This window comes from Pseudolabrys taiwanensis, from assembly GCF_003367395.1.
Taxonomy (GTDB): Bacteria; Pseudomonadota; Alphaproteobacteria; order Rhizobiales; family Xanthobacteraceae; genus Pseudolabrys; species Pseudolabrys taiwanensis.
In genome coordinates this window covers 2,669,552-2,695,120 of record NZ_CP031417.1, presented here as the reverse complement: position 1 = coordinate 2,695,120, position 25,569 = coordinate 2,669,552, and the positions used below count along the sequence as shown (strand labels likewise).

At 63.9% G+C, this 25,569-nt stretch carries 24 protein-coding genes and 1 pseudogene; 16 read left to right on the top strand and 9 right to left on the bottom strand.

What is annotated here, in order from left to right:
- The first annotated feature begins 48 nt into the window (after window positions 1-48).
- Window positions 49-1,746 carry an NAD(P)/FAD-dependent oxidoreductase gene (locus DW352_RS12905; RefSeq protein ID WP_115691711.1) on the top strand — a complete coding sequence of 566 codons (1,698 nt, stop codon included), beginning with the start codon at window positions 49-51 and terminating at the stop codon, window positions 1,744-1,746.
- A gap of 154 nt (window positions 1,747-1,900) precedes the next feature.
- Here DW352_RS12905 and DW352_RS12900 read toward each other — a convergent pair whose 3' ends face one another.
- Both DW352_RS12900 and DW352_RS12895 read right to left on the bottom strand, forming a co-directional pair.
- Window positions 1,901-2,311, bottom strand: a complete 411-nt coding sequence (locus tag DW352_RS12900) for a hypothetical protein (RefSeq protein ID WP_115691710.1) — start codon at window positions 2,309-2,311, stop codon at window positions 1,901-1,903.
- 44 nt (window positions 2,312-2,355) lie between these two features.
- Window positions 2,356-3,657: a DUF3422 family protein gene (locus DW352_RS12895; RefSeq protein WP_115691709.1), complete on the bottom strand. Its 1,302-nt coding sequence runs from the start codon at window positions 3,655-3,657 to the stop codon at window positions 2,356-2,358.
- A gap of 179 nt (window positions 3,658-3,836) precedes the next feature.
- Between DW352_RS12895 and DW352_RS12890 the strand changes: the two genes are divergently transcribed.
- Window positions 3,837-4,856 carry an LLM class flavin-dependent oxidoreductase gene (locus DW352_RS12890; protein WP_115691708.1) on the top strand — a complete coding sequence of 340 codons (1,020 nt, stop codon included), beginning with the start codon at window positions 3,837-3,839 and terminating at the stop codon, window positions 4,854-4,856.
- A 91-nt stretch (window positions 4,857-4,947) separates the two neighbouring features.
- Here DW352_RS12890 and DW352_RS12885 read toward each other — a convergent pair whose 3' ends face one another.
- Window positions 4,948-5,382 carry an acyl-CoA thioesterase gene (locus tag DW352_RS12885; RefSeq protein ID WP_115691707.1) on the bottom strand — a complete coding sequence of 145 codons (435 nt, stop codon included), beginning with the start codon at window positions 5,380-5,382 and terminating at the stop codon, window positions 4,948-4,950.
- Between the two features lie 4 nt (window positions 5,383-5,386).
- The gene (locus DW352_RS12880; protein WP_115691706.1) at window positions 5,387-6,586 is read right to left on the bottom strand and encodes an alpha-hydroxy acid oxidase; all 1,200 of its coding nucleotides are present in this window, start codon (window positions 6,584-6,586) and stop codon (window positions 5,387-5,389) included.
- Window positions 6,587-6,849: 263 nt separating this feature from the next.
- Here DW352_RS12880 and glmM point away from each other — a divergent pair, with 263 nt between their 5' ends.
- The 3 genes from glmM to DW352_RS12865 all read left to right on the top strand — a co-directional run bounded on the left by glmM (window position 6,850) and on the right by DW352_RS12865 (window position 9,708).
- The gene (gene glmM, locus DW352_RS12875; protein ID WP_115691705.1) at window positions 6,850-8,193 is read left to right on the top strand and encodes a phosphoglucosamine mutase; all 1,344 of its coding nucleotides are present in this window, start codon (window positions 6,850-6,852) and stop codon (window positions 8,191-8,193) included.
- A 190-nt stretch (window positions 8,194-8,383) separates the two neighbouring features.
- Window positions 8,384-8,851 (top strand): carboxymuconolactone decarboxylase family protein, encoded by a 468-nt coding sequence (locus DW352_RS12870; RefSeq protein WP_115691704.1) that lies wholly within the window; start codon window positions 8,384-8,386, stop codon window positions 8,849-8,851.
- Window positions 8,848-9,708, top strand: coding sequence for a sigma-70 family RNA polymerase sigma factor (locus tag DW352_RS12865; RefSeq protein ID WP_115691703.1), 861 nt, complete (start codon window positions 8,848-8,850; stop codon window positions 9,706-9,708). Before DW352_RS12870 ends, DW352_RS12865 begins: the two co-directional genes overlap by 4 nt.
- 30 nt (window positions 9,709-9,738) lie before the next feature.
- On the opposite strand, the pseudogene DW352_RS27350 reads toward DW352_RS12865, so the two are convergent.
- Window positions 9,739-9,840: pseudogene (locus DW352_RS27350) on the bottom strand (YciI family protein); the annotation flags it as partial.
- 373 nt (window positions 9,841-10,213) lie between these two features.
- On the opposite strand from DW352_RS27350, the gene DW352_RS12860 reads away from it, so the two are divergent.
- The 10 genes from DW352_RS12860 (at window position 10,214) to DW352_RS12815 (ending at window position 21,809) form a co-directional block, all read left to right on the top strand.
- Window positions 10,214-10,435, top strand: coding sequence for a (2Fe-2S)-binding protein (locus DW352_RS12860; protein ID WP_115691702.1), 222 nt, complete (start codon window positions 10,214-10,216; stop codon window positions 10,433-10,435).
- Window positions 10,436-10,552: 117 nt separating this feature from the next.
- Window positions 10,553-11,038, top strand: coding sequence for a bacterioferritin (gene bfr / locus DW352_RS12855; RefSeq protein ID WP_115691701.1), 486 nt, complete (start codon window positions 10,553-10,555; stop codon window positions 11,036-11,038).
- Window positions 11,039-11,284: 246 nt separating this feature from the next.
- Entirely contained in the window at window positions 11,285-12,211 is a 927-nt protein-coding gene (locus DW352_RS12850; RefSeq protein WP_115691700.1) for an outer membrane protein, read from the top strand.
- A 156-nt stretch (window positions 12,212-12,367) separates the two neighbouring features.
- Complete coding sequence (locus tag DW352_RS12845; RefSeq protein ID WP_162826932.1) at window positions 12,368-13,099, top strand: outer membrane protein; 732 nt, start codon at window positions 12,368-12,370, stop codon at window positions 13,097-13,099.
- Window positions 13,077-13,928, top strand: a complete 852-nt coding sequence (locus tag DW352_RS12840; RefSeq protein ID WP_115691698.1) for an outer membrane protein — start codon at window positions 13,077-13,079, stop codon at window positions 13,926-13,928. The genes DW352_RS12845 and DW352_RS12840 overlap by 23 nt, the downstream gene beginning before the upstream one ends.
- Window positions 13,929-14,048: 120 nt before the next feature.
- The gene (locus DW352_RS12835) at window positions 14,049-15,221 is read left to right on the top strand and encodes a phosphoserine transaminase (RefSeq protein WP_115691697.1); all 1,173 of its coding nucleotides are present in this window, start codon (window positions 14,049-14,051) and stop codon (window positions 15,219-15,221) included.
- 157 nt (window positions 15,222-15,378) lie between these two features.
- The gene (gene serA / locus DW352_RS12830; RefSeq protein WP_115691696.1) at window positions 15,379-16,962 is read left to right on the top strand and encodes a phosphoglycerate dehydrogenase; all 1,584 of its coding nucleotides are present in this window, start codon (window positions 15,379-15,381) and stop codon (window positions 16,960-16,962) included.
- Between the two features lie 137 nt (window positions 16,963-17,099).
- Window positions 17,100-18,935 (top strand): PHA/PHB synthase family protein, encoded by a 1,836-nt coding sequence (locus DW352_RS12825; RefSeq protein WP_115691695.1) that lies wholly within the window; start codon window positions 17,100-17,102, stop codon window positions 18,933-18,935.
- A 181-nt stretch (window positions 18,936-19,116) separates the two neighbouring features.
- Window positions 19,117-20,406, top strand: a complete 1,290-nt coding sequence (locus DW352_RS12820) for an adenylosuccinate synthase (RefSeq protein WP_115691694.1) — start codon at window positions 19,117-19,119, stop codon at window positions 20,404-20,406.
- Window positions 20,407-20,471: 65 nt separating this feature from the next.
- Window positions 20,472-21,809, top strand: coding sequence for a hypothetical protein (locus DW352_RS12815; protein ID WP_115691693.1), 1,338 nt, complete (start codon window positions 20,472-20,474; stop codon window positions 21,807-21,809).
- A 47-nt stretch (window positions 21,810-21,856) separates the two neighbouring features.
- Here the strand turns inward: DW352_RS12815 and DW352_RS12810 are convergent, their stop codons facing one another.
- From DW352_RS12810 to DW352_RS12800, 4 genes are all read right to left on the bottom strand, one after another.
- Entirely contained in the window at window positions 21,857-22,360 is a 504-nt protein-coding gene (locus DW352_RS12810; RefSeq protein ID WP_342634901.1) for a PadR family transcriptional regulator, read from the bottom strand.
- Window positions 22,357-22,602 carry a hypothetical protein gene (locus tag DW352_RS27345; RefSeq protein WP_245434426.1) on the bottom strand — a complete coding sequence of 82 codons (246 nt, stop codon included), beginning with the start codon at window positions 22,600-22,602 and terminating at the stop codon, window positions 22,357-22,359. The genes DW352_RS12810 and DW352_RS27345 overlap by 4 nt, the downstream gene beginning before the upstream one ends.
- Window positions 22,603-22,701: 99 nt before the next feature.
- Complete coding sequence (locus DW352_RS12805; RefSeq protein ID WP_245434425.1) at window positions 22,702-23,286, bottom strand: D-glycero-alpha-D-manno-heptose-1,7-bisphosphate 7-phosphatase; 585 nt, start codon at window positions 23,284-23,286, stop codon at window positions 22,702-22,704.
- A complete protein-coding gene (locus DW352_RS12800; RefSeq protein ID WP_115691690.1) occupies window positions 23,217-24,185 on the bottom strand; it encodes a lysylphosphatidylglycerol synthase transmembrane domain-containing protein in 969 nt (322 codons plus the stop codon). The genes DW352_RS12805 and DW352_RS12800 overlap by 70 nt, the downstream gene beginning before the upstream one ends.
- 371 nt (window positions 24,186-24,556) lie before the next feature.
- Between DW352_RS12800 and DW352_RS12795 the strand changes: the two genes are divergently transcribed.
- Window positions 24,557-25,543, top strand: a complete 987-nt coding sequence (locus DW352_RS12795; RefSeq protein ID WP_115691689.1) for a UDP-glucuronic acid decarboxylase family protein — start codon at window positions 24,557-24,559, stop codon at window positions 25,541-25,543.
- Window positions 25,544-25,569: the final 26 nt, after the last annotated feature.

Genomic DNA, 25,569 nt, shown 5'->3' with positions numbered 1-25,569 from the left:
AATCTTTATGCTAAAGTTCGCCCGCCGGAGGGGCGACGGAGTTTTCTCATGAGTCTTGCTGAGACGCGTTTTGACCAACTGTACCCCGTGCTCGACGCGGCCCAGATCGAAATCGCTCGGCGTTTCGCCAGCGGTGAGGCGCGGCATTTCGCGCCGGGCGAGCTGATATACGACGTCGGCACGCGCAACGTGCCGTCCTGGCTGGTGTTGGAGGGCGGCATCGAGACGTCGCGCCGCGACGGCCTGCACAGCGAATCGTCCGTCGTGTCGTTGTCGAGCGGCCAGTTCAGCGGCGAGGTCAGTCAGCTGTCCGGCCGCGGCACACTGGCGTCCGGCCGTGCCGGATCCGAGGGCTGCACGGCGCTGCCGTTCGACGCGGCGCATGTGCGCGCTTTGGTCATCGGTTCGGCCGAGGTCGGCGAGATGATGATGCGCGCTTTCATCCTGCGGCGCGTGGCGCTGATCCAGGACGGTGGTGCCGGCTCGGTCATCATCGACCGCGGCCGTTCGGCCGAGTGTATTCGTCTGCAGGGCTTTCTGACGCGCAACGGCTATCCGTTCACGGTCATGGATGCGGATGCCGACGAAGAGGCACGCGCCGCAATCGAGCGTTTTGCGGTGCAGCCGCACGAACTGCCGTTGATGATCTGCCCTAACGGTAAGCTGCTGAGACGCCCGACCGACGCCGAAGCCGCAGTGTGTCTCGGCATCATGCCGGAGATTGCGCCCTGCGCATTGTACGACGTTGCGGTCGTCGGTGCCGGTCCCGCCGGTCTCGCCGCGGCGGTCTATGCCGCATCGGAAGGGCTGTCGGTGATCGTGTTCGACCAGCGCGCCTATGGCGGTCAGGCGGGCGCGTCCGCGCGCATCGAGAATTATCTCGGCTTCCCGACCGGCATATCCGGGCAGGCGCTGGCCGGTCGCGCCTTCACGCAGGCGCAGAAGTTCGGTGCCGAACTCGCCATTCCGCTGCAGGTGGAACGGCTCGACTGCGGTGGGCCGGAGCGCTGTTCGACGGATCCGTTTTCGCTCGAGATATCGAACGGCCTCACAATCCGTGCGCGCACCATCGTCATCGCTTCGGGCGCACGCTACCGGCGGCCGGATATTCCAAATCTTTCCGACTTCGACAGCAACGGCGTGTCCTATTGGGCGTCGCCGATCGAAGCCAAATTGTGCGAGGGCGAGGACGTCGCGTTGATCGGCGGCGGCAATTCCGCCGGGCAAGCTGTGGTCTATCTCGCGCCCAAAGTGAAGCGTCTCAAGCTGGTCGTGCGCCGGCGTTTGGAAGAGACCATGTCGCGCTATCTGATCGATCGCATCTCGGCATTGCCGAATGTCGAATTGAAGATCGGCGCCGAGGTGGCGGCGCTCGAAGGCAGCACGACTTGCGGCCTCATGAGCGCGACGCTCCGGACGCGAAGCGGCGAGATGCATCGGATTCCGTTGCGCCACCTGTTCCTGTTTATCGGCGCGGACCCTAACACCGGCTGGCTCGATGACTGTGTCGCGGTCGACGGCAAGGGCTTTGTCGTCACCGGCCAGGGCTTTCCGGCGGAGGACGATCCCGGCCGCCCGCCGCTGCCGCTCGAGACCAGCATGCCAGGCATCTTTGCCATCGGCGACGTGCGCGCCGGCTCGACCAAGCGCGTCGGTGCGGCGATCGGTGAGGGTGCGGCAGTGGTCGCGCAAATCCATCAGGTGCTGGCGCGAGCACCCGTGCCGGCGCGGCAGGCAGCGGAGTGATCAGCGAGCAGAGACCGTCTGGGTTGCGCTAGAGCGCTTGTGGTCGGGTTGAAATCCAGCGCGGCATTTGAATATTTGTGCTTTTGGCCGCTGGGCCCCCGCTTTCGCGGGGGCGAACGGAATGTGAGGCGTTGCCAGCCAGGCGCAATGCACTCTAGAAGAACTTGTTTAGGAACGCCGCCGCTTCATCGGAGATGCCGACGATCTTGTTCGTCGCCTGACGATAGAATTTGAAATTGAGTTCTGTCTGAGGCTGGCCGTCGTCCCAATCGGCGAAGCGTTTGAGCTCGTTCCGCCCCAGCGGTTGCTTCGCCAATTTTGTACGTTTAACGGTGACGCTTACACGCGGCGTTTGCCGGGCAATGCCGCGCTTCTTTGCAACCGCTGCGGCGGAAGTGACGATGCCGCGCGCGACGAGGCCCTGTCCGCCTTCGTTTTCGCTCGCGAACACGAAGATGGTGTCACCCGCGGTGATGTGCTTGCCGCCATACATCGTCTTCTGCGCGAGGAAGGCGAAGGCTTTCGCCCGCGGATCTTGAACTTCCACCTTGATCGCGAAGGCCATGTTTCCTCTCCGCGCCAGTGCCGCCGTTTAACCGAACGTGCTCGTTATTCCACGCCGCCAATATGCGTGCGCCTGATCCGTCGCACCACCCACCAGATCGCCAGCACCGCCACCGGCACGAACAGAGCGGTCGCCGCCGACACGTTCACCGGCACGCCTTCGCTGTGCACGCCCTCGAGAATGTGGCCGAACAGGGCGACGACGTAATAGCTGATCGCCGCCACCGACAAGCCTTCGACCGTGGTCTGCAATCGCAGTTGCAGGCGCGTGCGCTCGTTCATCGAGCGCAGGAGATCGCGGTTCTGCTGTTCGAGTTCGACATCGACGCGCGTGCGCAAGAGGTTGGCGGCGCGCGCCAGCTTCTGCGACAGGTTGGCTTGCCGCTCGGCGGTGGTGATGCAGGTGCGCATCGCCGGCGCCATGCGTCGAGCCAGAAACGACGACCAGGTCGGGAAACCCTCGACCTTGCGCTCGCCGATCGTCTGCAGGCGCAGGTGCACGATTTCCTCATAGGCGCGGCTGGCCCCGAAGCGGAAAAGGCTCGCCGCCGCGCCAGCCTCCAGTTCGGCAGCGAGCGCGGTCAGTTCGTCGAGCAGCCGGTGGTTGTCGACGAACTGCTGGGAGCGCCGCATCTCCTCCGTCACTTCGGCGAGACGCTGCTCGATGCGGCTGATCGAGGGCGCCAGCCGCTGCGCCTCCGGCAGGCCGAGCAGGGCCAAGGTGCGATAGGTTTCGGTCTCGATGATCCGTTGCACCAGCGCGCCCGCGCGCTCGGCGCCGAGGCCGCGGTCGAGCACGAGAATACGGATGAAGCCGTTCGGGTCGGCCTGGAAGTCGGTGGCGAACAACGCATCGCCTTCGGCGTTCTCGGCGACCGCGAGCGAGGCGCGGTCGAACAATTGGCCGGTGGTGGCGCTCGTCTCGGCATCGGGTAGAAGATGCAGGTCGAGCGCGACGATGAGCGGTCCGGGCTGCGGCAGCACGGTCATCGGAGTCGCCAATGCCGAGCCTGATGGCAGGAACGGCACCAGCGTCTCCGACGGTAACTCCCACGTGTAAGTCGTGAATTCGGAATGCTGCTCCCAGCGCAGCACGGCGCCGCCCAGGCGCAGACGGTGATGCTTGCTGCCGTCCTTCGGCGAATCGAGACCGCGCTGCCGGCATAGTTCGGTCAGCACGGCGCGGTCGGCGCGTGCGGCCTCGGCGGCGGTCTCGAAGGCAAAGTGCAGGACCCGGCGCGGCGTCTCGATCGGCGTGAACGGGCGCGCATGCACCTCGCTCAGCACCGCCGCGCGCAGCGGATGCGGTGCGAGTTTGCCGCCGTCCCGGATGATCACCTCAGCCATGGGGGCGATAAGGGCCACGCGCGCGCCGCTTTGGCAAGCGGGACCGTTCGCAATTCAGTGGTTGCTGTGCGTGCTGACCCAGCTTGCCGACCGGCGGATGACGGACCGTTGCAAGCCTGTCATGCTGCGACACGCAACGGTCATTCGACAATCACACACTTCGTCCCCACATGTCCCCCATGAAACACATCGGCTTCCTCTCCTTCGGCCACTGGACCCCGTCGCGACAGTCGCAGACGCGGTCGGCCGCCGACGCGCTGCTGCAATCCATCGATCTCGCCGTCGCCGCCGAGGAACTGGGCGCCGACGGCGCCTACTTCCGCGTCCATCACTTCGCCCGGCAACTGGCGTCGCCGTTTCCGCTGCTCGCGGCCGTCGGCGCGAGGACCAGGCGTATCGAGATCGGCACGGCGGTCATCGACATGCGCTACGAGAACCCGCTCTACATGGCGGAGGACGCGGGCGCGGCCGATCTCATCGCCGGCGGCCGCCTGCAACTCGGCATCAGCCGCGGTTCGCCCGAGCAGGTGATCGATGGCTTTCGTTACTTCGGCTACGCGCCGCCCGAGGGCATGACCGATGCCGATATGGCCCGCCGGCACACCGAGGTGTTCCTCGAGGTGCTGAAAGGGGAAGGCTTCGCCAAGCCCAATCCTCGGCCGATGTTTTCGAACCCGCCCGGCGCCCTGCGTCTCGAGCCGTTCTCGGAGGGCTTGCGCGAGCGCATCTGGTGGGGCGCCGGCACCAATGCGACGGCGGAATGGGCGGCCAAGCTCGGCATGAATCTGCAGTCGTCGACGCTGAAGATCGACGAGAGCGGCGAGCCGTTCCACGTGCAGCAGGCCAAGCAAATCCGGGTCTTCCGCGACGCGTGGAAGGAGGCGGGGCATACGCGCACGCCGCGCGTCTCGGTCTCGCGCAGCATCTTCGCGCTGGTGAGCGATCAGGACCGCATGTATTTCGGCCACGACGACAGATCGGACCAGGTCGGACTGTTAAGCGAAACCGAGCGCGCCATCTTCGGCCGCAGCTACGCCGCCGAGCCTGAAGCGCTGATCGAGCAACTCAAGGCTGACGAGGCGATTGCCGAGGCCGACACGCTGCTGCTCACCGTGCCGAACCAGCTCGGCGTCGATTACAACGCGCATGTGATCGAGGCGATCTTGAAGCACGTCGCGCCGGCGCTGGGCTGGCGGTAGTTACTATCGCCCCCGCGAAGGCGGGGTCCCATAAGCCCTGGCTTATCGAGAGGGCAGAGAGTATGGGTCCCCGCCTTGGCGGGGACGACGACTATCTATGCAACCCCGCCAGCGCCTTCTTCAGTGGCTCCGGCAGCGGCACCGGGCGGTTCGTGGTGCGGTCGACATAGACATGCACGAAGTGACCCTGCGCCGAGGCGGTTTTGTCGTCGTTGCGGAACAACCCGACCTCATAGCGCACGCTGCTGGTGCCTTGATGCACGACGCGCAGGCCGGCATGCACGGTGTCCGGAAAAGCGATCGGCTGGAAGTAATTGCATTTGGTTTCGACGACCAATCCGATCGTTGGGCCGTTCGCAAAGTCGAGCGCGCCGTGCTCGATCAGATAGCGGTTCACCACCGTGTCGAAGAACGAGTAGTAGACCACGTTGTTGACGTGGCCGTAGACGTCGTTGTCCATCCAGCGCGTGGTGATGGCCAGCACGTGCGGAAAGTCCGCGCGCTTGAGCGGTAGGGGCCGATCCATCGGTTCAACTGTCGCGCGCGGCGTTGCGCACGGCTTGCCGCACCGCCACGGCGATATCGCGCGCCTCGCGCGGCGCGATCACCTGCGGTCCGATATCCTCGATCCGGGAAACGCCGCACAACGCCATGGTGACATCGAATTCCTTGCGCAGGATCTCGATCGCTTTGGCGACGCCGGCCTGGCCGCCGGCCCCTAAGCCGTAGACGTATGCGCGGCCGATCAGACACGAGCGCGCGCCAAGCGCCAGTGCGCGCATGATGTCGGCGCCGGTGCGGATGCCGCCGTCGAACATGACTTCGGTCTTGCTGCCGACCGTCTCGACGATCTTCGGCAGCGCGGAGATGGAGGAGGGCGCGCCGTCGAGCTGGCGGCCGCCATGGTTCGACACCACGATGGCGTCGGCGCCGACGTCGAGCGCGATCTTGGCGTCTTCCGGATCCATGATGCCTTTGATGATGAGCTTGCCGGGCCAGTTGCTCTTGATCCAGGCGACGTCCTTCCAGTTCAGCGCCGGGTCGAACTGATCGTTGGTCCATTGCGCCAGCGAATTGACGTTCTCCATGCCGGGCACATAGCCCGAGATGTTGCCGAAGGTCTTGCGCTTGGCTTTCAACACGCTCCACGCCCAGGCCGGCTTGGTGGCGATGTCGATGATGTTCTTCAGCTTCATCTCCGGCGGCACCGTGAGACCGTTCTTCACGTCGCGGTGCCGCTGGCCGAGCACTTGCAGATCGACTGTCAGCACCAGCGCACTGCATCGCGCCCGTTGCGCGCGGGCCAGGATGTCCTTGGTGAAGCCCTTGTCCTTGATGACGTAGAGCTGAAACCAGAACGGCTGGCCGGTCGCCTCGGCGACATCTTCGATCGAACCGACCGACATGGTCGAGAGTGTGTAGGGGATGCCGGCCGCGAGCGCGGCGCGGGCGGAGAGGATCTCGCCGTCGCCGTGCTGCATGCCGAGAAGCCCGATCGGCGCCAGCGCGAAGGGCGCGTTGACCTTCTGACCGAGGATCGTCGTCGCGGTACTGCGCGAGGAGACATCGACCATCACCCGCTGCCGCAGTTTGAGGGTCCCGAGATCGGCGCGGTTAGAGCGATAGGTATCTTCGTTATAGGAGCCGCAGTCGGCGTAGTCGTAAAAGGCGCGCGGGACGCGGCGCCGGGCCGCGAGGCGCAGGTCCTCGATCGAAGGCAGGTTTTTCATGGGCAATGGCGCTTCCGGCTGGTAATCCTTAATCGGGTAGCATAGCGCGAAACGTGGTGGAACGCCTGCGGCGGTGGTATTCCCATTCGGCTGCGGGTGGTTTTTGCCGGTTAACGGCTTCGGTAATGTTTACTCACAATTTTTGAAGTAAATTCACCGGCTTGGTCCTATTATAAGGGCGCGCGGGCAGGCGGGGCCGCCCGGCCAACAAACCTATCATCAAGGCGCAAAGCCGGTACGAGGGCTGAAGGGGTTTAGGGTAGATGGTTCGTCGCTATTTCGGCACCGACGGCATTCGCGGCCGGGCCAACAAGGTCATCACGCCTGAACTCGCGCTGCGCGTCGGCCAGGCGGCCGGCCTGATGTTTCGCAACGGCGATCATCGTCATCGCGTGCTGATCGGCAAGGACACGCGCCTGTCCGGCTACATGATAGAAAACGCGCTGGTTGCTGGCTTCACCTCGGTCGGCATGGACGTGCTGCTCACCGGCCCGATCCCGACGCCGGCGGTCGGCATGCTGGCGCGCTCGATGCGCGCCGATCTTGGCGTCATGATCTCCGCCTCGCACAATCCGTTCGACGACAATGGCATCAAGCTGTTCGGGCCGGACGGCTTCAAGCTCTCGGATGAAGTCGAACTGAAGATCGAGGCCCTGCTCGATTCCGACCTCACCAAACAACTGGCCGAAAGCCACGATCTCGGCCGCGCCCGGCGTATCGACGGCGTGCAGGATCGCTACATCGAATTCGCCAAGCTGACGTTGCCGCGTCATCTTTCGCTCGAAGGCCTGCGCGTGGTCATCGATTGCGCCAATGGCGCCGCCTACAAGGTCGCTCCTGGCGCGCTGTGGGAAATGGGCGCGGACGTGATCTCGATCGGCGTCGAGCCCGACGGCTTCAACATCAACAAGGAGTGCGGCTCGACCGATCTTGCCGCGATTTCGCGCAAAGTGCGCGAAGTGCGCGCGGATATCGGCATCGCGCTCGACGGCGACGCCGATCGCGTCATGATCATCGACGAGCGCGGCCACGTCGTTGACGGAGATCAGTTGATGGCGGTCATCGCCGAAAGCTTCAAGGAAGACGGCCGCCTCACCAAGCCGGGCATCGTCTCGACGGTGATGTCGAATCTCGGCCTCGAGCGCTATCTCGGCAGCATCGGCCTCGACCTTTTGCGCACGCCGGTCGGCGACCGTTATGTGCTCGAGCGCATGCGCGCGGATGGTTACAACGTCGGCGGCGAGCAGTCGGGCCACATCATCCTGTCCGACTACACCACCACCGGCGACGGTCTCGTCGCCGCGCTGCAGGTGCTCGCGGTGGTCAAACGCCGCAACAAGCCGGTGTCGGAGGTGTGCCATCGCTTCGAGCCGCTGCCGCAGATCCTCAAGAACGTGCGCTTCAAGGCCGGCAAGCCGCTCGAGAGCGCGACCGTGAAGACGGCGATCGCCAGCGCCGAGGAAAAGCTCGGCCGCAACGGGCGCCTGCTGGTGCGCCCGTCCGGCACCGAGCCGGTCATTCGCGTGATGGGCGAGGGTGACGACAAGGCTGTGGTGGAAGCCGCGGTCGACAGCGTCATCGACGCGCTGAGCCAGGCTGCGGCGTAGTCGCTGTCGATCGGCAGACGCTGCAACACACTGATGCCGCTACCCCCGGCGCGGGGCGGCGGGCAAACGTCTTGTTCTGTCAACTACTTGGTGTCGCCTCCTGCGCCCCCTTCGGAATTTTCCGGCCCCCATGTCACACGGGCTGGGCCTCGCTCGTCTTGGTGTCGTAACCTCTAGAAGGAAGCGAACCATGAAAGTCGAAGAACTGCTTGCCGCCTGCCCGGACCTCATGAAGAAGTGGACCGCGACGTCCATGGCCATCGCCGGCAGCCTCGACCCGAAGCTCATGCACTTGGTCGAGATTCGGGCTTCGCAGATCAATAGCTGCGCCAATTGCATCAACATGCATGCGCAGAGCGCCCGTGAGCACGGCGAGACCGAGCAGCGGATCTATCTGCTGTCCGCCTGGCGCGAGGCGCCTTGCTACACCGATCGCGAACGCGCGGCGCTTGCGTGGACCGATGCGCTGACGAGGATCAGTGAAGGCGCCCCGATGGAAGGTGCGCGCGCGCTGCTCGAGGAGCATTTTTCCCAAGAGGAGCAGATCAAGCTGACGCTGATGATCAATATCATCAACGGGTGGAACCGCATCGCCGTCGGCTTCGGCATGTTCGCCGATCCGGCGCAAGCGAAGGCCAATCAGGCGGCAGCCGCATGAGCGCGGACTACGCACGCGAGGACGCAGCGGGTAGTTTCGATCCGCTGCGTCCGAAGCTCATGCGTGTAGCCTACCGCATGCTCGGCTCCGTCGCGGACGCCGAGGACGTGCTGCAGGAGGCCTTCATCCGCTGGATGAAGGCCGACCGCTGCGACGTGCGCGAACCGGAAGCCTATCTACGCCGCACCGTTACGCGCCTTTGTCTCGATCAGCTCAAATCGGCGCGGCATCAGCGCGAGACCTATCTCGGGCCATGGCTTCCCGAACCCGTGGTCGAAGAGGAGTCCGAGGAGGACGTCACCTTGCCGCTGATGCTGGCCCTGGAGCGTCTCTCGCCGCTCGAACGCGCGGCGTTTCTGTTGCATGATGTTTTCGGTCTCGAGTTCGACGAAGTCGGCGCGAGCATCGGGCGCGACGCGGCGGCCTGCCGTCAGCTTGCGGCCCGCGCGCGCGTGCATGTGCGCGAAACGCGACCGCGCTTCCAGCTCGACAAGCAGCATGGTCTCGAGTTGGCCAACGCGTTCTTCACGGCCTCGCGCAACGGCGATATGAAGGCGCTGGCGGCTCTTCTCGCGGCCGATGTCAGCACCCATTCCGACGGCGGCGGTAAGCGTCCGGCGGCCATGCAGCCGATCCTTGGCTTCGATGCCGTTATGAAGGTCCAGGAACGCCTGGCGGTGGTTTTCAAGCATCGGCGCTCGACGCTCGTGCGCGTCGGTTTCATCAACGGCTTGCCCGGTTTCATCACGCTGGAAGGCGATGGCGAGCTTCAAACGACCGCGCTCGACATCGAGGACGGCAAGATCGCGGCGATCTATATCGTACGCAACCCCGACAAGCTGAAGCATTTGCATTAGCGGCAGCGCGGATACTGGCCGTCATTCCGGACGCCGCGCCGGTTTGCGGCCGTCGTCTGCCTGCATGATGGCTGCCTTCACGCGTTCCTCGTTGAGCTTGCCCATCGCCTCGAACAGCTCAGTCGTGGGCATGAGGCCCGCTTCGCTATCCTTCGTGGCCTGACTATCGCCATCACGCGCCTATCGGATCGCCTGTGGTTCCATGCGAGGCCACCCCGGCCTCTGCTCAGACGACGAACGAGGGGCGCCGGATCGACATGCCTCCCAAATTTTTTTGCGCAGGCATCGTCGCATGGCCGCCGGGCGGGTGCGGCGCAATGTCCGCAAACTATTCTGCGGCCATCAAAAAGTTGGTTGCAGATGCGTAAGCGAGGCAAAAAACTGTTGTAATTCAATACTTTAGAACGTTTTTAAACTGCGTTTTCCTTTGACTTGGCGCAACGAAGCCGGTACCCAAACTGTCATCTTAGGTTCGCTCGAACGAACCGCCGGGTCTCGAAACGCGATGATTGTCTGTTCCTGCAACGTCCTTAGCGACCACGAAGTGCGCCGCGCCGTCACCTCGGCCAATCCGCGCTCTACCGGCCAGGTTTATGGCTGTCTCGGCTGTTCGGCCCAGTGCGGCCGCTGCGCCCGCACCATCCGCAAGATCATGGACGAGGCCATCGGCGCTGCCGGCTGTCCCACGGGTTGCGCCTGCGCCACGCACAGCCACCACAACGGCTGATCCGTCTTCGCTGTTGGTTGCGGCAACCGAACGTTTTTGCCAGATTAGAATTATGCTAATCAGCGTTTGATCGCGCCTGCTTCCGTTTGTTTGCATTCTACGAAAGGTGTTTCCGCCATGAAGGGCGACGCGAAGGTCATCGAATATCTCAACAAGGCGCTGCGCCACGAGCTCACGGCGATCAATCAGTATTGGCTGCATTACCGCCTGCTCGACAACTGGGGCTACAAGGATCTGGCCAAGCAGTGGCGCAAGGAATCCATCGAGGAGATGGAGCACGCCGACAAACTGGTCGAGCGCATCATCTTCTTCGATGGCTTCCCGAACATGCAGGTGCTCGACCCGCTGCACATCGGGCAGAACGTGAAGGAAGTGCTCGATTGCGATCTCGCCGCCGAGATGTTCGCGCGCGAGCTCTATCAGGAGGCCGCGACGCACTGTCATTCGGTGAAGGACTACGTCACGCGCGACATCTTCGAGAAGCTGATGAAGGACGAAGAGCACCACATCGACTTCCTCGAAACGCAGTTGACCCTCGTCGAGCAGATCGGCGTGCAGCTCTACGCGCAGCATCACATCGGTGAGATGCACGAAGGCGACTGACGTTTCTCATCGTTCTTGCTGCGATCCGAACGGCCGGGCCCTGGGTCCGGCCGTTTTTGTTTCTGGTTCGGATGCCCGCGTCACACCGGTAAACAGTTTGCTAAAACGGAACTCTGGTCGCGCAAAAGATGGTTAAAAACCGTAGTTAAAAAACAGGGTTAAGCGCCACTTAAGAATTTGCTGCCATCGTCGCCATTAATGGTCTGTCGCTTGGGGGAAGCGCCGGACTTGAGAAGGGACGATGAAATGGTACGGCGTCTGACGCTTTCAATCCTGGCGGGGCTTGCTCCGTTTGCATTCTCCGCGGCGCAAGCCGCTGACTACTCGCCGCCTCCGGTTTATGCGCCGCCGCCTCCGGTCGAAGAGTTCGCGGGCGGTTGGTATCTGCGCGGCGATATCGGCTTCAGCAACCAGCAGGTCGATAGCCTCTGGAACACCAACTACAACAATTTCTCGTCGGTCACGAACGTCGACAAGAGCTTCGATGCCGCGCCGACCTTCGGCATCGGTATCGGCTACAACGTCAACGACTGGTTCCGCGTCGACGTGACCGGTGAATACCGTGCCAAGGCGAACTTCCACGGTCTCGACGTCGGCCGTCTGCCGGATGGCTCCTGCATGAGCGGTCCGCCGTGCTACGCCAGCGATCGCTACACCGCGAGCAAGTCGGAATGGCTGTTCCTGCTCAACGGCTATGTCGACCTTGGCACCTGGGCGAACATCACCCCATTCATCGGCGCCGGCATCGGTACGAGCCGGAACACGATCAGCAACTTCGGCGACTTCTCGACCTGTAACGACAGCTCGAATTGCGCCGGCAGTGGCGGCAGCGACGCCTATGCCGGTTCGGCGAGCAAATGGCAGTTCGCCTGGGCGCTCTATGCGGGTGTCGGCTACAAGGTCACCAAGAACACGACGATCGAGTTTGCATATCGCTACGTCGATCTCGGCAATGCCCAAAGCGGCGACATCGCGCGCTTCGACGGCACCAACAACTACTACAATCCGACGGAGTTCCGTCACCTCACGTCGCACGATCTCCGACTCGGCGTACGCATGAACTTCGACGCATTCGACACGCGGCCTGCGTATTACGCGCCGCCGCCAGTCTATGCGCCGCCGCCGGTCTATCAGCCTGCGCCGGTTTATCCGCCGCTCCATAGCAAAGGCTGACCTGATGCGGCCGCCGCCCAGCTCACGGTTAACGGCGGCCGGTCATGGTGAAGATTTATGGTTAAGCCGCCCTTTACTTGTCTCCGGCAATTTAGGGCGGACGAAGCAGGCCACGACCGTCACGGCGGTCGCGCCGGCAGCGAAGGACGCGGTGTCATGCGTTGGCTGAAACTGTTCGCGATCGTCGGTGTTGTGGGGCAGGCGACTGTCGCCATGAACACTGCGATGGCCGCGGACATGCCGCAGAATCTGCCTCCGCCGCCGAAGCCGGCGCTCATCGTGCCGAACGGCGGCTGGTACGTGCGTGGCGACCTCGGTTACTACTGGGGCCATATCGATGGCGCACAATCGGCGCCCGGCTTTCCCAATCCCACCGGCAACAGTCTCGGCAACGGTTTTACCGGCGGCGCCGGCGTCGGTTACAAGAGCGATTGGATTCGCACCGACCTTACCGTCGATTACACCGCGCCGATGAAATACAAAGGCTCGGTTCTCTCGAGCGGCGACACCTCGGCGAAGGTGTCGGCGGTCACCGCACTGTTCAACGGCTATCTCGATCTCGGCACCTGGTACCGTGCGACGCCCTATATCGGCGCCGGCGCCGGCGTGTCCTATCTACGCACGACCGATTACGTGAGCACGGGCGCGCCGCCTTTCACGAGCGGCACCTCGAATACGCAATGGCGCTTCGCGTGGGCGGTCATGGGCGGTGTCGCCTATGCGGTCGCGCCCAATCTGATGGTCGATCTCGGCTACCGCTATCTCAATTTTGGTGATGCGACGACGGGAAGCGATGCCTTCGGCGCCATGACGCTGAAGACACTCGCCGCCCACGAGTTGCGTGTTGGTGTCCGTTGGAGTTTCGATGACTTCCCGTATGTACGATAGCGCCTTGCTGCGTCCCGTTGCAGCCGCCGCATTGCTCCTGGTCACGATCGGCGGCGCGCGCGCCGCGGATTTGCCGGACGACGACGATTGGCTGCGCGGCTCGTTCAGCGACACGCCGGCTTTTGTGCGCTGGGACGGCGTGCAGTTCGGCGCGACGATCGGCTTATCGAGCCTCAACGCCAACTTCGGCAACAGCACCAGCAGCCAGATCTCATACATCCTGCGTAACACCACCATCGAGAACGAGGGCAATGTGTCCGGCTGGACGACGCTGCCGTCGACCAGCTCGAACAGCCGTCAGTACGGTGGCTTCATCGGCTATAACTGGCAGTGGAGCGAGCTCGTTCTCGGGGCCGATCTGTCCTATAATTACATGTCTTCGTTGGAGGCTTCGGCAACCGACTCGATGAGCCGGATCTTCAATACCTCGGACGGCTACGAGAACTCAGTCACCGTTCGATCCTCGTCATCGATCAAGCTCGTCGATTACGCCACGTTGCGCGGCCGTGCCGGTTACGCCATCGGGCAGTTCCTGCCTTATGCGATGCTCGGTCTCGCGGTCGGCCGCTTCAACTACGTCAATTCCGCTTCGGTAACCGCGAGTGGGACCAGTGCTAGCGGCGGCTCGCCATATAACTTCAGCGGTAGCAAAACCGACGCCAAGAACAACGCCTTTGCGATCGGCTTCCTCGGCGGCGTCGGCGTGGACGTGGCGTTGCTGCCGAACGTCTTCCTGCGCGCCGAGTACGAGTTCATCTCGTTCTCGTCGGTGAACAGCATCCGCACCAATTTGAGCACCGGCCGTCTTGGTGTCGGCGTTCGCTTCTAGCGCTCACGCATTATTCCTTTCGACGGTATCGAAATGAGTTGACCCGGCGCGTCGCTTCGCCTATCTCCGCCAGTGGGACACCCCTCCCCAACGAGGGGCTGCTATCTGGAAGGATAGGTTATGACAGCGACGAAGCCCGGCGTGCGGCCGGTAACCCCGCACTTTTCGTCCGGCCCCTGCGCCAAGCGCCCCGGCTGGAACCTCCAAGCCCTCACAGACGCAGCTCTCGGACGGTCGCACCGCGCCAAGATCGGTAAGGCGAAGCTGAAGCGCGCCATCGATCTGACCCGCGAAGTGCTCGAAGTCCCCGCCGATTACCGCATCGGTATCGTGCCGGCCTCCGATACGGGCGCCGTCGAAATGGCCATGTGGTCGATGCTGGGCGCACGCCCCGTCACCATGCTGACCTGGGAATCCTTCGGCGAAGGCTGGGTCACCGACGTCGAGAAGCAACTCAAGCTGAAAGACGTGACGGTGCTCAAGGCGCCGTACGGCGAAATTCCCGACCTCAAGAAGGTCGATTTCAATACCGACGTGGTGTTCACTTGGAACGGCACCACCTCTGGCGTGCGCGTGCCGAATGGCGATTGGATCGCCGCGGACCGCAAGGGCCTCACCATTTGCGACGCCACCTCGGCGGCCTTCGCCCAGAAGCTCGACTGGGACAAGCTCGATGTCGTGACCTTCTCCTGGCAGAAGGCGCTGGGCGGCGAAGCCGCGCACGGCATGCTCATCCTGTCGCCCCGCGCGGTCGAGCGTCTCGAGACCTACAAGCCGGCCTGGCCGCTGCCGAAGATCTTCCGCATGACCAAGGGCGGCAAGATCAACGAAGGCATTTTCGTGGGCGAGACCATCAACACGCCGTCGATGCTGTGCGTCGAGGACTATCTCGACACGCTGCAGTGGGCGAAGTCGATCGGCGGGCTCAAGGCGCTGATCGCGCGTGCCGACGCCAACACCAAGGTGCTGGCGGACTGGGCGGCGAAGACGCCGTGGGTCGATTTCCTCGCGGTGTCGGCTGATATCCGCTCCAATACCTCGGTGTGCCTGAAGGTCGTCGATCCGGCCGTCACGTCACTGTCGAGCGATGCGCAAGCGGCATTCGCCAAGCAACTCGCCTCGCTGGTGGAGAAGGAAGAGGCCGGTCTCGACATCGGCCACTATCGCGACGCGCCTCCGGGCCTTCGCATCTGGTGCGGCGCCACCGTCGAGAAGGCGGACGTCGAAGCGCTGACGCCGTGGCTCGACTGGGCCTTCGCCGAAGCCAAGGCCGCGCTCGCCAAGGCGGCGTAACGCCGCCACTCCGACATTGATCCGTCACCCTGAGGTGGCCGCCGTAGGCGGCCCTCGAAGGGCGACGGCCCAGGAATCAAACAATTCGGCCGCCATCCTTCGAGGCTCTCTTAGCTCGCACCTCAGGACGACGGCGCAGACAGCAGGATCACATCCCATGCCCAAAGTTCTCATTTCCGACGCTCTGTCTCCGGCCGCCGTGCAGATATTCAAGGATCGCGGCATCGAGGTCGACTTCCAGCCGGCCCTCGGCAAGGACAAGGAAAAGCTTGCCGAGCTCATCGGCAACTACGACGGTCTCGCAATCCGTTCGGCCACCAAGGTGTCGCCGAAGATCCTCGAGAAGGCGAACAACCTGAAGGTCATCGGCCGCGCCGGTATCGGCGTCGACAACGTCGACATTCCGGCGGCGACCGCCAAGGGCATCATCGTGATGAACACGCCCTTCGGCAATTCGATCACCACCGCCGAGCACGCCATTTCGCTGATGCTGGCGCTTGCTCGCCAGATTCCGGAGGCCGACCGTTCGACCCAGGCCGGCAAGTGGGAAAAGAACAAGTTCATGGGCGTCGAGATCACCGGCAAGACGCTCGGTGTCATCGGCTGCGGCAACATCGGCTCGATCGTCGCGGACCGCGCCCTCGGCTTGAAGATGAAGGTGATCGCTTTCGATCCGTTCCTGTCGCCGGAGCGCGCGCTCGATCTCGGCGTCGAGAAGGTCGAGCTCGATGACCTGCTCAAGCGCGCCGATTTCATCACGCTGCATACACCGCTCACCGAGAAGACGAAGAACATCATCGACGCCACGGCGATCAACAAGACCAAGAAGGGCGTGCGCATCATCAACTGCGCGCGCGGCGGTCTGGTCGATGAGCAGGCGCTGCGCGCCGCGCTCGACTCGGGCCATGTCGCCGGCGCCGCCTTCGACGTCTTCGTCACCGAGCCTGCCACCGAGAACGTGCTGTTCGGCCATCCGAACGTCATCTGCACGCCGCATCTCGGCGCCTCCACGACGGAAGCGCAGGAGAACGTCGCGCTGCAGGTCGCCGAGCAGATGTCGGACTATCTGATGACCGGCGCCATCACCAACGCTGTCAACTTCCCGTCGATCACTGCGGAAGAGGCGCCCAAGCTCAGGCCGTTTGTCGAACTCGCCGAGAAGCTCGGTTCCTTCGCCGGCCAGCTTACCGAGACCGGCATCAGCAAGGTGCAGATCGCCTATGAGGGCACGGTCGCGCAGATGAACACCCGCGCGCTCACCTCGGCCGCGCTCGCCGGCCTGCTGCGGCCGATGCTCGGCGATGTCAACGTGGTCTCGGCGCCGGTCATCTCCAAGGAGCGCGGCATGGTGGTCGAGGAAGTCACCCGCGAAGTCGCCGGCGACTACGACAGCCTCATCACCGTGACGGTCGAGACCGAGAAGCAGAAGCGCTGGGTCTCCGGCACGGTCTTCGCCGACGGCCGTCCGCGCATCGTCAACATCAAGGGCATCCGCATGGACGCGGAATTCGCGCCGTCCATGGTGTATATCACCAATCTCGACAAGCCGGGCTTCATCGGCACCTTCTCGGGCACGTTGGGCGAAGCCAACATCAACATCGCGACCTTCCACGTCGGTCGCGAGGCGCCTGGCGGCAACGCCATCGCGCTGATCGAGATCGACGGCGATCTGCCCGAGCAGGTGCTCGCCAAGGTGCGCGCGTTGCCGCAGGTGCAGCAGGCCAAGCCGCTGCATTTCTGATAGCGCGGTCGGACCTGTAAGTTTGACCGGCCGGTGCCATGCGCGCCGGCGGGTTCTTTTTTTGCTTTGGTCACACGCGGGTCGCGATTTTGACCTAGGTCATGCGGCGAGGGTGGTAACGCCGCTAACGTGCGCCCATGGCCGAACACAGCACGCTGACGAAATCCGACGCGTTATCCGTGATCACGGTGCCGCAGCTACCGGCGCCGGCGATCGCGCCCTTACCCCTGCGCGACGAGCGCGATCCCTACGCCCTCACGGCTTTCGCCGACATCATCGACCGCTCGCAGCACGCCGCCATTGCGCATCTCACCATGGGCTTGTCGCCGACGGCGATGATGCAGGCTTATGTTGACTGGCTGGTTCATCTCGCCAGCCGCCCGGGCAAACGTCTGCAACTCGTGAACAAGGCGGTGCGCAAGAGTGTGCGCTTCGCGCAATACGCGGCGCAGTGCGCCGTGGATCACGAGGGCGGCCTTGCGCCATGCATCGAGCCGCTGCCGCAGGATCGGCGCTTCGCGGGCGAGGCATGGCAGAAGTGGCCCTACAATTTGATGTATCAGGGCTTCCTGCTCAATCAACAATGGTGGCACAACGCCACCACGGGTATGCGCGGCGTCAGCAAGCAGCATGAGAACGTCGTCGAGTTCATGTCGCGCCAGATCCTCGACATGATGTCGCCGTCGAATTTCCTGCTGACCAATCCGGAGGTAATGCAGCGCACGCTCGAGCAGGGCGGCAAGAACCTCGTCACCGGCTTCCAGAACATGCTGGAGGACTGGCAACGCAAGGTCAGCGGTAAGAAGCCGGTCGGCACCGAGAACTTCGTCGTCGGCCGCGATGTGGCGGTAACGCCGGGCAAGGTCGTGTATCGCAATCGGCTGATCGAACTCATTCAGTACGCGCCGACGACCGAGACGGTGCGGCCCGAGCCGGTGCTGATCGTGCCGGCCTGGATTATGAAGTACTACATTCTCGATCTGTCGCCGCACAATTCGATGGTGAAATACCTGACCGAACAGGGCTTCACCGTCTTCATGATCTCGTGGAAGAATCCGGACGAGGACGATCGCGACCTCGATATGGACGACTATCGCACGCTCGGCATCATGTCCGCGCTCGATGCCGTCAACGCCATTGTTCCGAACGAGAAGGTTCATGCCGTCGGCTACTGCATCGGCGGCACGCTGTTGTCGATCGCCGCCGCGGCCATGGCGCGCGACAATGACGACCGCCTGACGTCGCTGACCTTGCTCGCGGCGCAGACCGATTTCACCGAGGCCGGCGAACTGATGCTGTTCATCAACGAAAGCCAGCTCGCGTTCCTCGAAGACATGATGTGGGAGCAGGGTTTCCTCGATACCACGCAGATGGCCGGCGCCTTCCAGATGCTGCGCTCGAACGACCTCGTCTGGTCCTATCTGACGCGCAATTATCTGATGGGCGAGCGCGAGCCGATGATCGACCTGATGGCGTGGAATGCCGACGCCACGCGCATGCCTTACCGCATGCACTCGCAGTATCTGCGCAAGCTGTTCCTGGACAATGAGCTTGCCGAAGGCCGCTATGTCGTCGGCGCCAAGCCGGTGTCGCTCACCGACATCCGTGTGCCAATTTTTGCCGTTGGTACCGAGCGCGATCACGTCGCCCCCTGGCGGTCGACTTATAAGATCCACCGGCTGACCGAGACCGAAGTCACCTATCTCCTGACCTCGGGCGGTCACAACGCCGGCATCGTCTCGGAGCCCAACCACCGCAGTCGCCACTACCGGGTCATGACCACGCCGGGCGATGCCCTGCACGTCGACCCCGATACTTGGCTCGGCATCGCGTCGACGAAGTCGGGCTCCTGGTGGCCGGAATGGGCCGGCTGGGTGTCGGCGCACTCAGGTAGCCCGGTGCCGCCTCCCGGTTTTCCTTCCGCCGACGGGCCGCTGGCCGCCGCGCCGGGGCACTATGTGCTGCAGTCCTAGGCCAGGAGCCCCGCTGCGGGCCGGTAGCTTGTTGAAAAGTCAGGTAAAGTACCCAGCCGTCCGGCCCTGATCGGGGCCGCGCTGCCTTGCCTCGGCCGCCTGCATCCTTTATCCGAAGGTGCACCTGGCCGGCGGCACCCGGCTGAGCGTGTCCGGGGGCATACGGCAGGGAAAGATCCTGATGGCGAATGTTGTTGTGGTCGGCTCGCAATGGGGCGACGAGGGTAAAGGCAAGATCGTCGACTGGCTGTCGGAGCAAGCCGACATCGTCGTGCGATTTCAAGGCGGCCATAACGCCGGTCATACCCTGGTGATCGACGGCAAGACCTACAAATTGTCGCTGCTGCCATCCGGTGTCGTGCGCGGGGGCAAGCTGTCGGTCATCGGCAACGGCGTCGTCATCGACCCGCAGGCCCTGATCGACGAGATCGCCGCGCTCGAAAAGCTGGGCGTCAAGGTCAGCCCGGAAAATCTGCGCATCGCCGAGAACGCTGTTCTCATCCTGCCGCTGCACCGCGAGCTCGAGGCCATCCGCGAAAACTCGTCGGCGCGTATCGGCACCACGAAGCGGGGCATCGGTCCGGCCTATGAAGACAAGGTCGGCCGCCGCGCCATCCGCTTCATGGACCTCGCCGATCTGCCCTCGCTTGGTCCGAAGATCGAACGGCTCCTCGCGCACCACAATGCGCTGCGCCGCGGCAACAACATGCCCGAGCTGGCGCCGAAGGAAATCTACGACCATCTCGCGGCGATCGCACCGAAAGTGCTGCCGTATATGGATTCTGTGTGGTCGTTGCTCGACGATCGCCGACGCGAAGGCAAGCGCATCCTGTTCGAGGGAGCGCAGGGTTCGCTACTCGACATTGACCACGGCACTTATCCTTACGTCACCTCGTCGAATACGGTGGCAGCGCAAGCGGCCACCGGCTCGGGCCTCGGCCCCAACGCCATCGACTACGTACTCGGCATCACCAAGGCCTATACGACGCGGGTGGGCGAGGGGCCGTTCCCGACCGACCAGATGCACAACGAGGTCGGCAAGATCCTGGGCGAGCGTGGCCGCGAGTTCGGCACGGTCACCGGCCGCGCGCGCCGCTGCGGTTGGTTCGACGCGGTGCTGGTGCGCCAGACGGTGCGCACCTCCGGCATCGACGGCATTGCGCTGACCAAGCTCGACATCCTCGACGGCTTCGAGGAGGTCAAAGTCTGCGTCGGTTACCGGCTCGACGGCCGCGAGATCGACTATCTGCCGGCCGGCGAATTGGCGCAGGCGCGCGCCGAGCCGATCTACGAGACCATCGCGGGTTGGAAAGAACCCACGGCCCGCGCGCGCTCCTGGGCGCAGCTTCCGGCGCAGGCCATCAAATATGTCCGCCGGGTGGAAGAGCTGATCGGGTGCCCCGTCGCCCTCCTGTCCACCAGCCCGGAACGCGAAGACACGATTCTGATGAAGAATCCTTTCGAGACATGATTGCGGAAAAAAGACATCATGCGGGGCGAAGAGCACTCTCCTCATGCTCGAGCATATGACGCGGAATGGCTGACTATCACCCCCTGATCGCACGCGCGGTTGACGGACTCGACAACAGCACAGGCGAGACCCGCCGCGCCTTGTACGAGCGCGCGCGCACGGCGCTGGTCAATCAGCTCCGCGGCGTCGATCCGCCGCTCGAAGAGGCGGAAATCACGCGCGAGCGCCTGGCGCTCGAAGAGGCGATTCGCCAGGTGGAGGCGGAGGCCGTCCGCCGGGCGATGCCGGAGGCCCCGGTAAAGCCGCCGGCGGAAGAACCGCCGTCGCTGCGCGATCAGGCGCTGCGCAATTTCCGCGAGACCATGGCGGAGGTTGAAGGGCAGCAGCCCGAGCCGTCGCCCGCCCACTATTTCGATCCGCCCGCGGAAGAGCCGGCCGAGGAGCCGTCGCTTTACGCACCGCATCATGGTGCCCCGCATCCGTCGCCTTACGAAGCCAAGGCCGAGCCGGAGGAACCTTTGCCGCGCGCGGTGAAGCGCGAGCCGAAGCCGGAGGAGCCGCTGCCGGAAAGCTGGCCGCCGCCGCCGGCCGAGCAGTATGGCGACGACGACATTTATACGCGCCCGGCGCCGAACTGGGGCCGCATTGCCGTCATCGCCGCCGTCGTCATCGGCATCATCTGCGTCGTCGGCATCGGCTACTGGCAGCGCGGCGCCATCTCCTCGATGGTCGCCAGCATGCGCTCGAGCAGCCCGGCGCCGGTCGCGCAACAGCAGCAGCCGACGCAGCCCGCCGGCCAGCCGAAAATCACCGACCGTATCGGCGGTGACCAAGGCACCAGCGCCAACGCGCCGGCCGCGGCGGTGGCGCAGAAGGTCGTGCTGTACGACGAAGATCCCAACGACCCGCAAGGCAAGCGCTATGTCGGCTCGGCGATCTGGCGCACGGAAACCGTGTCGCCCGGCCCGGGCCAGCCGCCGGAGCTCGCCATCCGCGCCGACGTGGAAATTCCCGAACGGCACCTGCGGATGGTCTGGTCGCTTCGCCGCAACACCGACAAGGCGCTGCCGGCGAGCCACACCATCGAGATCATGTTCACGCTGCCGGCCGACTTCTCCGAAGGCGGCATCGGCAATGTACCCGGCGTGCTGATGAAGCAGAACGAGCAGGCGCGCGGCGTGCCGCTCGCCGGTCTCGCGGTGAAGGTGACCAACGGTTATTTTCTGATCGGCTTGTCGGCGGTCGATATCGACCTGCAGCGGAATATCCAGCTCCTCAAGGAGCGGGACTGGTTCGACATTCCGATCGTCTATACCAGCGGCAAGCGCGCCATTCTCGCGGTGGAGAAGGGTACCCCCGGCTCGCGCGCCTTCGAAGAGGCGTTCAGAGCCTGGGGGCAATGAGTGCTGACGGGGTATAAAACGCCCCGTCAGGACACGGCTTAGGTCCGTTATTGCAGCTTGCGGATCTCGTTCGCCGCGCGCGCCAGAATCTCCACGACTTTCGCCTCCGCATCGGGATCGTTCTTGAGGCGCTCGCGGGCGGCTTCGCGCATGCTGTCGAACGCGGCACGCACGAGCTGCCAGCGACCGCCGCGCTCGCCGTCCTGCTCGCTTTCCATGCGCTCGCGCATGCGCGCGGCCTTTTCGCCGATGAAGGTCAGCCGCTTCATCACCGCGTCGACGAGGTCCTTGTTCTCGGCGAGATGCGCCCGGCCTTCATCGGTGATGGTGTAGAGCTTCTTGGCGCCTTCCGGCTGTGAGGTGAGGTAGCCGACCTCTTCCAGATAAGTGAGTGTCGGATAGACGATCCCGGGGCTCGGCGAGTACCAGCCCGACGTCGTGTCCTCGAGCGCCTTGATGATGTCGTAGCCGTGCCGTGGCTGGCCTTCGATCAGCCTGAGCGCAATCAGGCGCAGATCGCCTTGGGCGAGCATGCGACCCGCGTGCATCATCTCGTCGTCGCCGCCATGACGGCCGCCGAAACGATGCCGGCCAAATCCGCGGTGCATTCCCCGCCCGTGCCTGCCTGCGCAATGGCGTTCGTGGCGCTCATCCCGATCGCCGAAGCGGCCCTCGCGACCTTCAAATTGTCGTCCAAACATGAGAACTCCTGTGTTTTCAGCAGTTTAGATATATCATAGAAAGATATATCTTTTGATGCATCGTAGATAGGGCCGATTTCGATATGACGCAAGATATATCTTTTCAGAAGGTGGAGCGATCCGGGGTGGGTGTAACGGCGTGGGGCGGGGTATGGGCGGGTTGGCGTGGCCGCTTATGGCGGCGCGCCGATCTATCGATCGCGCGCAGCGATTTCCTGGCGGACGAGCGCCGGCAAAGACTGCGTATTGGCATCGAACTTGATGCCGGGAATGTTGAAGGCTGCGGCGGCGGCAATGTCGCTATCCCGGTCGCCGATCATAAAGCTACGCGACAGGTCGACGGGCCAATCGCCGACGGCCTGGGCGAGCAGGCCGGGCAGGGGTTTGCGGCAAGCGCAGTCGACGGCGAATTCCTTGACGCTGCCGCGCGGATGATGAGGGCAATAATAAAAAGCGTCGATGCGCGCGCCGTGCTCGCCGAGACGCTCCTGCATATAGGCGTGGAAGCGAAGAATCGCGCCTTCGTCGTAATAGCCGCGCGCCACGCCCGATTGGTTCGTGACGACGATCACGTAATAGCCGGCCTCGTTCAACAGTCGCACGGCCTCGGGCGCACCCGCCACCCAGTCGAGTTGCTCGGGACGGTGTGCATAGCCGTGGTCGACATTGAGCACGCCGTCGCGGTCGAGAAAGGCGGCCGGACGCATCATGGCTCGTCGGCGACAGCTTCGCTCGCGCGCGGCAGTCGGCCGATTTTCACGCCGCTCGCGATCCACACCAGTCCGCCCAATGCGCCAACAACGAAACTGGTGGCGCCGAACAGAATCGACAGCATCAGCCCGTCGCTCGGCGCGAGGCCCGCCGACGTGAATGCCACGACCATGCTGCTTTCACGCACGCCCCAGCCCGCGATCGAGATCGGCACGGTCGCGATCAACAGCACCGGTGGCATCAGGAACAAGATCGGTGCGAAACCGACCGGCGCCGCGACCGCTTTCATGCAGCACCAAGCGACGGTGACGGTCATGATATGAATGACGATTGAGCAGATGGTGACGATCAACGCCGCACTGGGCATGCGGCACAACCGCCACGCCGCGCGTGACGTCTCGGCCAGGTGCCGCGTCACCATGAACCGGTCGAACCAGCGGCGCGGCAACATGCCGATGCCGATGAACACCAGCGCGCCAACGATCGCCCCGCCGCCGATCAACAGCAGCACCGCGCGCGCGAGTGCGTCATGGATCAAAGTCAGGGTCCACGGCAGGCACGCGATCACGATCAACGCCAGCATGAGTACGCCGGCAACGCGATCGATGAGCACGGAGTAGGTCGCGCTGGCCCACCCGCCGCCTCTGCGGCCGAGGAGCCAGACCCGTGCGGCGTCGCCGCCCACGCTCGAGGGCAGCACCTGATTGAAGAAATTCGCAATGAAGGCGATTTGCGTGATCGGCGGCAAAGCGATGTTGATGCCGGATACGGCGGCAATCTCGCGCCAGCGTATGGCCAGGAGCCCAACCTGCAGCGTGAGCAGCACCAGCGCGCCGCCGATCCAGAGCGGATCGAACTGGCTCAGGCGCGTCGCCACAGTTTCCACGTGCACCGAGCGCAGCGACAAATAGAGAAGCAGGATGGAAACGGCCGCTTTCAGCAGCAACGGCAAATAGCGTCGCATCGACGCAATGACCCCTTACGCGACCGATAGCCGCCCGGCCCAGCCTTTGGCATGCGGCCCCCCAGCATGCAAGAGCGCTGACCGAGCCCGCCAGAAGGCCAAAATGGGCTCGGAAAGCGCTCATAATGGCCGGATGGAACCCGATTGGTAACCAATTGGTAAGGGAATGTGGTTACTGCTCGGTAAACGGGCAATTCAGGGGTCGTCTGATGGCGAAGCGTGGGGCTGGTAAGCGTGCGAGCAGCAAGTCGGCGGCGACGGCGAAGCGGACCGCCGGTCAGGATCTCCCCAGCCTTCTATCCCCCTCGCTGGCACCGGCCGCATCAGCGCGCCTTCCCGCCACGGTTCCGGTAAACGATCCCGGCCGCATCATGCATCTCCAGCCGCGGGTGCTGGTTACCGGCGGCTCCGGCTTCCTCGGCTCGCATCTGTGCGAGCGGCTGCTGGAACAGGGCGCCAACGTCCTCTGCCTCGACAACTTCTTCACCGGCACGCGGCAGAACGTCGAGCATCTGCTCGACCACAAGCATTTCGAGCTGGTCCGCCACGACGTGACCTTTCCGTATTACGTGGAGGTCGACGAGATTTACAATCTCGCGTGCCCGGCTTCGCCGATCCACTATCAGCACGATCCGGTGCAGACGACCAAGACCAGCGTGCACGGCGCCATCAACATGCTCGGTCTCGCCAAGCGCGTGAAGGCGAAGATCCTGCAGGCCTCGACGTCGGAAGTGTACGGCGATCCGAACGTGCATCCGCAGACGGAAGACTATTGGGGTCACGTCAACCCGATCGGCCCGCGCTCCTGCTACGACGAAGGCAAGCGTTGCGCCGAGACCCTGTTCTTCGATTACCACCGGCAGCACAAGCTGCGTATCAAGGTGGCGCGCATCTTCAACACCTACGGCCCGCGCATGCATCCGAATGACGGCCGCGTGGTGTCGAACTTCATCGTGCAGTCGCTGCTCAACCGCGACATCACCGTTTACGGCGAAGGCTCGCAGACGCGCTCGTTCTGCTATGTCGACGACCTGGTCGACGGGTTGATGCGCCTGATGGGCACCGGCGACGCCGTGACCGGCCCGATCAACATCGGCAACCCGACCGAGTTCACGATCCTCGAGCTTGCCACCATGGTCATCGAGATGACCGGCTCCCGCTCTAAGATCGTGCGCCGTCCGCTGCCGGAGAACGATCCGCGCCAGCGTCGCCCCGACATCTCGAAGGCGCAGGAGCATCTTGGCTGGCAGCCGAAAACGCAGCTTCAAGAGGGGCTGGCGCGCACCATCGCCTATTTCGAGCAGCTCCTGACCCAGGAAGGGATCAAGGCGTCGCTCGCGAAAGAGCCGGCAGTCTGATCGCGGAAAATCCGCGCAATCCGGCG